Source organism: Pseudomonas sp. 05N434 (assembly GCF_056396965.1).
The window spans coordinates 1-11,062 of sequence record NZ_JBFTMK010000114.1 but is presented as its reverse complement, the minus strand read 5'-3'; the positions used below and the strand labels follow the sequence as shown (position 1 = coordinate 11,062).

The following is an 11,062-nucleotide window of genomic DNA, read 5'->3' as shown; positions in this document are numbered from 1 at the left end:
GTCCAGACCCTGGAATGCTCGGCTTACAGCAGAAACACCGCCGAACAGCTACTGAGCGACAACTACCAAGGCCTGAACGAACGCATGCAAACGCGCTATGGCAGCAACAAGGCGCAACTGGCCGACATCACCGCAAAAATCAAAACTGCGCAACAACAATGGCTGAAGACCCGGGATGCCGATTGCGCAGTGGAAGCGTTCCCGGCGACGAGCGGCAGTAAAGCCTTCAACATTGCGCAAAATGATTGCGTGGCGCGGATGAGTGACGAGCGGTCGGAGTTTTTGGAGTCGATTGGGCAGGAGTAAAAAGGCCACAGCGGTTGACATAAACACTTGCCAACTTGAGCTGTAAGCTGCACGTCATCAGCCAGTAAAGGGATTCAAATGAAAATCTGCGGCATCGAAATCAAAGGCAGCGAAGCAATCCTTGCCGTGGCCTCCCTCGACGATCAGGGGCTGACCCACGTCGCGCTGGCCACCAAGAAAATCGCCCTCGACGATGACGACGAAGCCGCCAACGTCAAAGTCTTTGCCGCTCAGGTGGCGTCGTTTATTCGTGAGAATTCAATCGACCGGATCGCGATCAAAAAGCGCAGCAAGAAAGGTGAGTTCGCCGGTGGGCCGACCACCTTCAAGATCGAAGGGGTTTTCCAGTTGCTGGAAAATTGCGAGGTGACGCTGCTGTCGCCGCAAACCATCAATGCGCAGAGCCTCGCTCCTACAGGGGTCGGTTTCAGGCCTTCTGGCTTTGTCGGCGATCCTCCCGCGGGCACCGCTCAAACCTCGCCCGATAACTGCGGGTGAAATACGACGGCGATTCAAACCCGCAGGCGATACTCACCTCCAGCACACTCATGTCCGTCTGGCGCAGCAGCTGCCGCGCCTTCTCCAGCCTTAGTCGCAGATAGAAATTGCTCGGCGTGTCGTGCAGGTGCAGGCGAAACAGGCGCTCTAGCTGACGCCGGGTCACTTTGATCGATTCCGCCAGCTCCAAAGTGCTGAGCGGCGGTTCGCTGTGCTGTTCCATCTCCCCAATGACATGCACCAGTTTCTTGTTGCTGATGCCATATCGCGTGGCGACTTCCATGCGTTGGTGGTCTTTGCGCGGGCGAATGCGCCCGAGTACGAATTGTTCGCTGACCTGAATCGCCAGTTCCGGACCATGAGCCTGACCGATGAGGTCAAGCATCAGGTCGATCGAGGCGGTGCCGCCGGCGGAGGTGATACGCCGTCGGTCGATCTCGAACAGCTCCTGGGTGACGCTCAGCTGTGGATAAGATTCCTTGAAGGCGTCGATCGCTTCCCAGTGCAGGGTCAGGCGATGGCCGTCGAGCAGGCCGGCTTCGGCGAGGATGAAACTGCCGGTGTCGATGGCGCCGAGGGTTACGCCTTCGTTGTCCAGCCGACGTAACCAATGCTCCAGGGCCGGGGTGGCGAACTTCAGCGGTTCGAAACCGGCGACCACCAACAGGGTTGCGCCTTTCTTCAGCGGCTCCAGCGCCGCATCGGCGTTGACCGACATGCCGTTACTGGCCAAAACCGCCCCGCCATCGGCGCTCAACACATGCCAGCGGTACAACTCGCCGCGAAAGCGATTGGCGACCCGCAGCGGCTCGATTGCCGAGATAAAACCGATCGCCGAAAAACCCGGCATCAACAAGAAGTAGAAATCCTGGGACATGGAGCGCACTCGACTGGCAGGCAACGAGAGGGCGGGAAGCGTGTGGACGTTGATACGCCACTTGCCAGCAGCATTCAAGTGCGCAGGTCGCCGCAGTGCAAGAGCTGGTCGCCGCAGTGCGTTTTCACGGGGGCTTTGCTGCGTAACTTGGCATCACCGGCGCATCAGACACCGGAACCCACAATAAACGACCTGCCGAGGAACCCCGACATGAAACGACTGATCAGCAGCTGTGTTCTTGCACTCAGCGGTACCGCTTTCTTGAGCGCCAGTGTCATGGCAGCCGAACCCGCGTCGTGCCAGAACGTGCGCATGGGCGTAGTGAACTGGACCGACGTGATCGCCACCAGCGCCATGACCCAGGTCCTGCTCGACGGCCTCGGCTACAGCACCAAACAAACCAGCGCCTCCCAGCAAATCGTCTTTGCCGGCATTCGCGACCAGCGCCTGGATTTGTTCCTGGGCTACTGGAACCCGCTGATGACCCAGACCATCACGCCGTTTGTCGATGCCAAGCAGGTCAAAGTGCTTGAAGCGCCAAGCCTCAAGGACGCCCGCGCCACCCTCGCAGTACCGACTTACCTTGCCGACAAGGGCCTGAAAACCTTCGCCGACATCGCCAAGTTTGAAAAAGAACTGGGCGGCAAGATTTACGGCATCGAACCTGGCTCGGGCGCCAACACCCAGATCAAGGCGATGATCGCCAAGAACCAGTTCGGCCTCGGCAAGTTCCAGCTGGTCGAGTCCAGCGAAGCCGGCATGCTGGCGGCAGTAGATCGCGCGGTACGCCGCAAGGAAGCCGTGGTGTTCTTCGGCTGGGCGCCGCACCCGATGAACGTCAACGTGAAGATGACCTACCTCACCGGCAGCGACGACGCCCTCGGCCCGAACGAAGGCATGGCCACGGTCTGGACCGTCACCTCGCCGAACTACGCGCAGCAATGCCCGAACGTCGGTCGCCTGCTGAGCAACCTGACGTTCACCGCCGAAGACGAGAGCCGGATGATGCAGCCGCTGCTGGATCACAAGGACGCTTTCGAATCGGCCAAACAGTGGCTCAAGGATCACCCGCAAGACAAGCAACGCTGGCTTGAAGGCGTGACCACATTCGATGGCAAGCCGGCCGCTGAAAACCTGAAGCTGACCAGTAAATAGAACCGAAAGGAACCACCGATTCGCAGCCCGATGCGGGCTGCGAGCGGAATCTCCACGCCCAAGCTCCGCCAAAAAACTCAAGCCTGAAGGAAACCGCCTCATGAACCACGACGTCATCATCACCTGCGCACTCACCGGTGCTGGCGACACGACCGCCAAGAGCCCACACGTGCCGGTCACCCCGAAACAAATCGCTGCCGCCGCCGTGGAAGCCGCCAAGGCGGGCGCTACCGTGGTCCACTGCCACGTTCGCGACCCACAAACCGGCAAGTTCAGCCGTGACGTGGCGCTGTACCGCGAAGTGATGGAGCGCATCCGCGAGGCGGACGTCGACATCATCGTCAACCTCACTGCCGGCATGGGCGGCGACCTGGAAATCGGCGCAGGCGAGAACCCGATGGAGTTCGGCCCGAACACCGATCTGGTCGGCCCACTGACCCGTCTGGCCCACGTTGAAGAATTGCTGCCAGAAATCTGCACCCTGGATTGCGGCACCCTGAACTTCGGCGACGGCGACACCATTTACGTGTCCACCCCTGCCCAGCTGCGTGCTGGCGCCAAACGCATTCAAGAGCTGGGCGTCAAGCCTGAGCTGGAAATTTTCGACACCGGTCACCTGTGGTTCGCCAAGCAGATGATCAAGGAAGGTCTGCTGGATAACCCGTTGTTCCAGCTGTGCCTGGGCATCCCTTGGGGCGCGCCGGCTGATACCACCACCATGAAAGCCATGGTCGACAACCTGCCGGCCAATGCGGTCTGGGCGGCGTTCGGCATCGGGCGCATGCAGATGCCGATGGCGGCGCAAGCGGTGCTGCTCGGTGGCAACGTGCGGGTCGGCCTGGAAGACAACCTGTGGCTGGACAAGGGCGTACTGGCGACCAACGGCCAACTGGTCGAACGCGCCTCGGAAATCCTCAGCCGCCTCGGCGCCCGCGTTCTGACCCCGGCAGAAGGCCGGGCAAAAATGGGCCTGACCAAGCGCGGCTAAACCACACATACCTCCCCGTAGGAACGAGCGATGCGGCGATCCGACTTGCCCGCGAAGAGGCCGGTACATCCGGTAGATCTCTTGCGGCAGGAAAGCCGTCTTCGCGAGCAAGCTTCGCTCCTACAGGATCATCGAACTCTTTAGGAAGTCGCCATGAGCTTTATCACTGATATCAAAACCTTCGCAGCACTGGGCAGCGGTGTCATCGGCAGCGGCTGGGTGTCCCGCGCCCTCGCCCACGGCCTCGATGTGGTGGCCTGGGATCCGGCACCCGGTGCCGAAGCGGCGCTGCGCAAACGTGTCGCCAATGCCTGGGGCGCGCTGGAGAAACAAGGCCTGGCACCCGGCGCATCGCAGGATCGGCTGCGCTTTGTCGCCACCATCGAAGAATGTGTTCGCGACGCGGATTTCATTCAGGAAAGCGCCCCTGAGCGCCTGGACCTGAAACTGGAACTGCACAGCAAAATCAGCGCGGCGGCCAAGCCCAACGCGTTGATCGGTTCCAGCACCTCGGGACTGTTGCCGAGCGAGTTTTACGAGAGTTCGACGCACCCGGAACGCTGCGTGGTCGGGCACCCGTTCAACCCGGTTTATCTGCTGCCATTGGTGGAAGTGGTCGGCGGCAAGAACACCGCGCCAGAAGCGGTGCAAGCGGCGATGAAAGTCTATGAATCCCTGGGGATGCGCCCGCTGCATGTGCGCAAGGAAGTACCGGGATTTATCGCCGACCGTTTGCTCGAAGCCTTGTGGCGTGAGGCGCTGCACCTGGTCAACGACGGCGTGGCGACCACGGGTGAAATCGACGATGCGATTCGTTTTGGCGCGGGTCTGCGCTGGTCGTTCATGGGCACCTTCCTGACTTACACCCTGGCAGGCGGCGATGCCGGGATGCGGCACTTCATGGCGCAGTTCGGACCAGCATTGCAGCTGCCCTGGACGTACCTGCCGGCACCGGAGCTGACCGACAAGTTGATTGACGATGTGGTGGATGGCACCAGCGATCAGTTGGGCACACACAGCATCTCGGCACTGGAACGCTATCGTGACGATTGCTTGTTGGCGGTGCTGGAGGCGGTGAAAACCACCAAAGAGAAGCATGGGATGGCCTTCAGCGAATAAACACACACCCTGTGGCGAGGGAGCTTGCTCCCGCTCGGCCGCGAAGCGGTCGTAAAACCAGCAAACGCGATTTGACTGATACCTCGCATCCACCGGTTTTGGGACTGCTTCGCAGTCCAGCGGGAGCAAGCTCCCTCGCCACACATGTGTACACCAGCGATTATCTGTGGAGTTCCACCATGCCCACCCTCACCACCTACCAAACCAGAATCGTCCCCGATTGGGTCGACTACAACGGCCATCTGCGCGATGCCTTCTACCTGCTGATTTTCAGCTACGCCACTGACGCGTTGATGGATCGGCTGGGTATGGACAGCAACAACCGCGAGGCCAGCGGCCACTCGCTGTTTACCCTCGAACTGCACCTCAATYACCTGCACGAAGTGAAACTCGATGCCGACGTCGAAGTGCATACGCAGATCATCGGCCACGACCGCAAGCGCCTGCACCTCTACCACAGCCTGCATCTGGTGGGCGGTGACAAGGAGCTGGCGGGCAATGAACAGATGCTGCTGCACGTCGACCTCGCCGGGCCGCGATCCGCGCCATTCAGCGAAGAAACCTTGAGCAAGCTACAGGCCATTGTCGCTGATCAAGCCGACTTGCCCGCACCCGCCTGGATCGGCCGAGTGATCGCATTACCCCCCGAAAAATAACAAGGAGCCCGCCATGAACACCGCCGCCGCTTTTGCCGATTTCCGCACCTATCCATTGATCAGCGCGTTGACCGCCGTGCACACCCTGGCGGACCGCATTCAAGTGAAGTGGGCGGACGGTCGGGTCAGCCCTTTTCATCATCAATGGCTGCGGGACAACTGCCCGTGCCCACAGTGCGTCTACACGGTGACGCGCGAGCAAGTGCTGGAAATCGTCGATGTCGCAGAGCACCTGATGCCTGAAAACGCCACGGTCGATGACGAAGGCTGCCTGTGCGTCGATTGGCAGGATGGCCACCTCAGCCGCTTCGATCCGGGCTGGCTGCGGGCCCATGCCTATGACGATGAGTCCCGCGCCGAACGCCAGGCGGGCAAACCGAAAGCCAGGCTTTGGCACAGCGATTTGCAGCTGCCAGTGTTCGAATACCAGGCCCTGATGGAAAACAACGACGCCTTGTTGCAATGGCTGCTGGCCGTGCGCGATATCGGCCTGACTCAAGTGCGCGGAGTCCCCACCGAGCCGGGCTCGCTGAAGCTGATCGCCCAACGGATTTCGTTCATCCGCGAGAGCAATTTCGGCGTGCTGTTCAACGTGCAATCCAAGGCCGATGCCGACAGCAATGCCTACACCGCCTTCAACCTGCCACTGCACAGCGATTTGCCGACCCGGGAGTTGCAACCGGGGCTGCAATTTCTGCATTGCCTGGTGAATGACGCCGACGGTGGCGAGAGTATTTTCGTCGACGGTTTTGCCATCGCCCAAGCTTTGCGTCAGGAAGATCCAGAGGCGTTTCAAGCCTTGTGTGAAATCCCCGTGGAGTTCCGCAACAAGGACCGCCACAGCGACTACCGCTGCCTGGCGCCGATCATCGCGCTGGATGCATTCGGGCAAGTGTCGGAAATCCGCATGGCGAACTTTCTGCGCGGGCCATTCGATGCTTCAGTGGAGCAGATGCCCAGGCTGTATCGCGCTTACCGGCGCTTCATTGCGATGACCCGCGAGGCGCGTTTCCGGGTGATGACACGGCTTAACCCCGGCGAGTTGTGGTGCTTCGACAACCGCCGCACCCTCCACGCCCGCAACGCCTTCGACCCCGCCACCGGCGCCCGGCATTTCCAGGGTTGCTATGTCGACCGGGATGAATTGCTGTCGCGCATTCTCGTTTTACAACGCTAGACCGCGTYATCGTTCATCGCGGGCAAGCCACGCTCCYACAGGGTATTCGCGATCCCTGTAGGAGCGAGGCTTGCCCGCGAAAGCGTCAGCCCAATCAACACGTCCATTACCGATTCACAGGCAAAAAAAACCCCGATCAAGCCGTGACAAGATCGGAGCTGAGGAGGGTACTGTTGAGGAGCTGTTGCGCGAGGGTGACCAAACCTTCGTGATGCCAGCTGAGTCCAGTGTGCCTACTCCCATCCTTAGCAAGTTAGCCGAAAACGACCTGTTCATAGGTATTGCGGCCATTGCGACAAATCGTCCTTGCCGACGCCTACAGCCCCTACCAGAATCGAACCACGACACCGTTCCCTGAAGAAGGATTGCGTCATGATGTACGCCGATTTGATAGACCAGGAAGACCTGTTGAGCCAGCTGAAAGCGCTGGGGTTTTCAGTGCCCCCCGGCGCAACCGCCGAGCAAGCCTGCGAATGCGCAGTACGGGGTTTGAACAACGAGCGGGCAATGGAACTGCGGACCATGGTCAAGCAGATGTACACCAGCAGCGCGTCAATCCAGCCGGCCGTGCGTCAGGCCATTGACAAGCAACTGTTACCGGCATTGGCGCAGTACCAACAGAGCCATAGCGCCTGATTTCCGGGGTGTGAACACTTTGTGGCGAGGGAGCTTGCTCCCTCGCCACAATAGTTTGCCTGGTTTAGAGCCTTACGCTGGCAAACGTCGATTCATTACGCGCCTGGCTCAACGCCGACAGCGGCCCGGACAACGGCGACAGCACCAGTGCTTGCGGCAGCGGCATCATCGCCACTTGTTGCGTGGTATTGGAGCCTACGCGCTCGTCACGCGGCGGAATGCCGAAGTATTCGCGGTAGCACTTGGAGAAGTGCGGCGTGGACACGAACCCGCACACCGACGCCACTTCGATGATCGACATCGGCGTTTGCTTGAGCAATTGCCGAGCACGGATCAGGCGCAGTTTCAGGTAGTAACGCGACGGCGAGCAGTGCAGGTATTTCTGGAACAGCCGCTCCAGCTGACGACGCGAAACGGCGACATAAACCGCCAGTTCATCGAGGTCGATCGGCTCTTCGAGGTTAGCCTCCATCAGCGCCACGATTTCCTGCAGTTTCGGCTGGTTGGTGCCGAGCATGTGCTTGAGCGGCACGCGCTGGTGATCCTGCTCGTTGCGGATGCGCTCGTAGACGAACATCTCCGAAATCGCGGCCGACAGTTCACGACCGTGATCGCGGCTGATCAGGTGCAGCATCATGTCCAGCGGCGCAGTGCCGCCGGAGCTGGTGAACCGGTTACGGTCGAGGGTGAACAGCCGGGTGCTCATGGCCACCCGCGGGAAAGCTTCCTGCATAGCGGCCAGACATTCCCAGTGCACGCTGCAATCGAAACCGTCCAGCAGGCCGGCGCACGCCAGGGCCCAGCTGCCGGTGCAGACCGCGCCGAGACGACGGGACTGACGCGCCTGGCTTTGCAGCCACGACACATGCTCACGGGTTACGGTGCGCTGAATGCCGATACCGCCGCAGACAATGACGGTGTCCATGGGTGGTGCTTTGTGCATGGAGGCGTCGGGGGTGATCTGCAGGCCGTCACTGGCCCAGACCTGACCGCCATCGACGGTGAGCGTGGTCCAGCGGTACAGCTCGCGACCGGACAATTGGTTGGCCATGCGCAGGGGTTCTACTGCGGAGGCCAGAGAAATCAGCGTGAAATTGTCCAGCAGCAGATAGCCGATGGATTGAGGCGCACGGTTCTGGGGTTGGGCCCCGGAGTTGAACGTCGTCATCGCGGTATCTCCTCACACAAAGCGGGTGATGGCCTCAGGCGGAGGCTCTTTTTATTGCCATCGTTCTCGCGTGGGAGACGGGCTTTGTAATGACAGAGCAATTGCCATGCCTAAATTGAATGCGCGTTCAATAACTCCTGAAAACGACGTCGCGATGCGTCTAGATATGGCGCGCAGAGATAAGAGGTTAAAAGTGCCATCAAAGGCCCCAAACCCGTGCCCCCGTTGCGTGTGAGCAAATCGGTAGCACTTGTGGGAACAGGTCTGCGACGCGGCGGTCAAGAGTGTCACCGCTGGCACAGGTGACGAACGGTCAGGGTTTGAATTTGATCCCCGACCGGGGAGCCGGGCTTGCCTGTTTGCGACGCGCCAAAACGTGGCGCGTTTTAGTGCGCGTGTTCACTTGGTGCGCAGTTTTGACTGGTCTGGTGTAGCACATGAGGTCTTTGTGGAGAGCAGGCTTGCCCCCTCTCCACAGGTCAACTCGGTTTCAGCACTCCACCGCGCTAACCGCCAAGCCACCGCGCGACGTCTCTTTATATTTGTCGTGCATGTCGGCACCGGTATCACGCATGGTGCGGATCACCCGGTCCAGCGAGATAAAGTGCTGGCCGTCACCGCGCAGCGCCATCTGCGCGGCGTTGATCGCTTTCACCGCAGCAATCGCATTGCGCTCGATGCACGGTACCTGCACCAGCCCGCCCACCGGGTCGCAGGTCAAGCCGAGGTTATGCTCCAGGCCGATTTCCGCCGCGTTACACAGCTGCTCCGGCGTGGCACCAAGAACCTCCGCCAACCCGGCCGCCGCCATGGCGCAAGCCGAACCGACTTCACCCTGGCAACCGACTTCGGCACCGGAGATCGAGGCGTTCTTTTTGCACAGAATCCCCACCGCCGCGGCACTGAGGAAGTAATCGACCACATTGGCGTCGGTCACCGCCTCGCTGAATTTCATAAAGTAGTGCAACACCGCCGGAATGATCCCCGCCGCACCGTTGGTCGGCGCCGTGACCATGCGCCCGCCGGCAGCGTTTTCTTCGTTGACCGCCAGCGCGAACAGGTTGACCCACTCCATCGCGCTCAAGGTCGAGCCGATCACGTTGGGCTTGTTCAGCTCTTGCAAGCTGCGGTGCAACTTGGCCGCGCGACGGCGCACATTGAGACCGCCGGGCAGGATGCCTTCGTGCTTGAGGCCTTGCTCCACACAATCCTGCATGGCGCGCCAGAGCTTCATCAGGCCACTGCGGATTTCTTCTTCGCTGCGCCAGACTTTCTCGTTGGCCATCATCAATTCGGCCACGCGCAGGTTGTGCTTCTTGCACAGGCTGAGCAATTCGACGGCACTGGAGAAGTCGTAAGGCAGTACGGTGTTATCCAGATCCACCACACCGCTGGAAGCTTGCGCCTCGTCGACGACAAAACCGCCGCCGATGGAATAATAGGTATCGCGATGCAGCTCGCCGTGATCGCCTTCGGCGACCAGGGTCATGGCGTTCGGATGGAACGGCAGGTTCTCGTCGATCAGGCGCATGTCCCGAGCCCAGATGAACGGGACCGACAAGCGGCCGTCGAGCAATAGCGTGTGAGTTTCACGCAAGGCTTCTATACGGATGCCGATTTGCGACGGATCGATCGCGTCGGGCCACTCGCCCATCAACCCCATGATCACCGCGTTGTCGCTGCCGTGGCCGATGCCGGTGGCCGAGAGCGATCCGTATAGCTGAACTTCGATGCGACACACCTGCTCCAGAAGCCCCCGCTCGCGCAAACCTTGCACGAACAGCGCCGCGGCGCGCATAGGCCCCACGGTGTGCGAACTGGAAGGGCCGATGCCGATTTTGAACAAGTCGAAAACGCTGATAGCCATTACTGCTGAACTCCTGGATGTGCCTGCTCCAGGCGCAAAAGCGCCCAGTGACGGAGCTGCTACGCTCAAGCTGCAATCCGTCGAGATGGCCGCATCATCAGGCTTTTACCATGTTGTTCAACGTCTCACACCGACGCACTCATGCCCACTAGCGCCGCAGGTCTCTTACGCAATGKTTTCGCCGTTTTTTTGCGGATCAGCGGGGCAAATCGGGCTGAAAAAAGCTGTAAACGACGTCACCGACACTGGATGCGACCATCCCTGTACTGGTTACGACGCACCCTGTAGGCGTCAGATTTTCACTGGTACATGATCGTATCGACTCGATTGCAAGGCGCTGTGGTAGAGCTGTCTCCAAAACGCCATCCAACCGCAACAGATAAGTGCGGTGGTCCAGTCGGAACACTGCCAAAAAAAACACTTAGGAGTCGCCCCTATGAAAGGTTCCCCGTCGTTGTTGTTGGCCGCCATGCTGAGTCTGCCGTTCCTGGCTCAAGCCGCAGAGCCGGCCCAATGCAGCACCGTAAACTTCTCCGATGTCGGCTGGACGGACATTACCGCGACCACCGCGACCACCAGCGTTGTGCTCAACGCCCTCGGCTACAAGACCAAGAC

At 60.3% G+C, this 11,062-nt stretch carries 10 protein-coding genes and 2 pseudogenes; 9 read left to right on the top strand and 3 right to left on the bottom strand.

What is annotated here, in order from left to right; genetic code table 11:
• Together AC1DLB_RS10170 and AC1DLB_RS10165 are read left to right on the top strand one after the other, a co-directional pair.
• Positions 1–306 (top strand): lysozyme inhibitor LprI family protein (locus AC1DLB_RS10170; RefSeq protein ID WP_477784951.1); only part of this gene is annotated, 306 nt, incomplete at its 5' end.
• A 78-nt stretch (positions 307–384) separates the two neighbouring features.
• Positions 385–711: pseudogene (locus AC1DLB_RS10165) on the top strand (DUF3010 family protein); the annotation flags it as partial.
• 22 nt (positions 712–733) lie between these two features.
• Here AC1DLB_RS10165 and AC1DLB_RS10160 read toward each other — a convergent pair.
• Complete coding sequence (locus AC1DLB_RS10160; RefSeq protein WP_064620848.1) at positions 734–1,681, bottom strand: GlxA family transcriptional regulator; 948 nt, start codon at positions 1,679–1,681, stop codon at positions 734–736.
• 210 nt (positions 1,682–1,891) lie between these two features.
• Here AC1DLB_RS10160 and AC1DLB_RS10155 point away from each other — a divergent pair, with 210 nt between their 5' ends.
• The 6 genes from AC1DLB_RS10155 (at position 1,892) to AC1DLB_RS10130 (ending at position 7,412) form a co-directional block, all read left to right on the top strand.
• On the top strand, positions 1,892–2,836 hold the full coding sequence (locus AC1DLB_RS10155; RefSeq protein ID WP_007937989.1) for a choline ABC transporter substrate-binding protein: 945 nt from the start codon (positions 1,892–1,894) through the stop codon (positions 2,834–2,836).
• Positions 2,837–2,936: 100 nt separating this feature from the next.
• On the top strand, positions 2,937–3,824 hold the full coding sequence (gene cdhC, locus AC1DLB_RS10150) for a 3-dehydrocarnitine:acetyl-CoA trimethylamine transferase CdhC (RefSeq protein WP_019580671.1): 888 nt from the start codon (positions 2,937–2,939) through the stop codon (positions 3,822–3,824).
• Between the two features lie 153 nt (positions 3,825–3,977).
• The gene (locus AC1DLB_RS10145) at positions 3,978–4,943 is read left to right on the top strand and encodes an L-carnitine dehydrogenase (protein WP_018928778.1); all 966 of its coding nucleotides are present in this window, start codon (positions 3,978–3,980) and stop codon (positions 4,941–4,943) included.
• Between the two features lie 179 nt (positions 4,944–5,122).
• Positions 5,123–5,599, top strand: a complete 477-nt coding sequence (locus tag AC1DLB_RS10140; protein ID WP_477784950.1) for a thioesterase family protein — start codon at positions 5,123–5,125, stop codon at positions 5,597–5,599.
• A 13-nt stretch (positions 5,600–5,612) separates the two neighbouring features.
• Positions 5,613–6,776: a gamma-butyrobetaine dioxygenase gene (locus AC1DLB_RS10135; RefSeq protein WP_477743639.1), complete on the top strand. Its 1,164-nt coding sequence runs from the start codon at positions 5,613–5,615 to the stop codon at positions 6,774–6,776.
• 372 nt (positions 6,777–7,148) lie between these two features.
• Entirely contained in the window at positions 7,149–7,412 is a 264-nt protein-coding gene (locus tag AC1DLB_RS10130; RefSeq protein ID WP_019580667.1) for a hypothetical protein, read from the top strand.
• A gap of 64 nt (positions 7,413–7,476) precedes the next feature.
• On the opposite strand, the gene gbdR is transcribed toward AC1DLB_RS10130, so the two are convergent.
• A complete protein-coding gene (gene gbdR / locus AC1DLB_RS10125) occupies positions 7,477–8,580 on the bottom strand; it encodes a choline metabolism transcriptional regulator GbdR (RefSeq protein WP_477784949.1) in 1,104 nt (367 codons plus the stop codon).
• Positions 8,581–9,070: 490 nt separating this feature from the next.
• On the bottom strand, positions 9,071–10,447 hold the full coding sequence (locus AC1DLB_RS10120) for an L-serine ammonia-lyase (protein ID WP_018928774.1): 1,377 nt from the start codon (positions 10,445–10,447) through the stop codon (positions 9,071–9,073).
• A 436-nt stretch (positions 10,448–10,883) separates the two neighbouring features.
• On the opposite strand from AC1DLB_RS10120, the pseudogene AC1DLB_RS10115 reads away from it, so the two are divergent.
• A pseudogene (locus tag AC1DLB_RS10115) lies at positions 10,884–11,062 on the top strand (glycine/betaine ABC transporter substrate-binding protein); the annotation flags it as partial.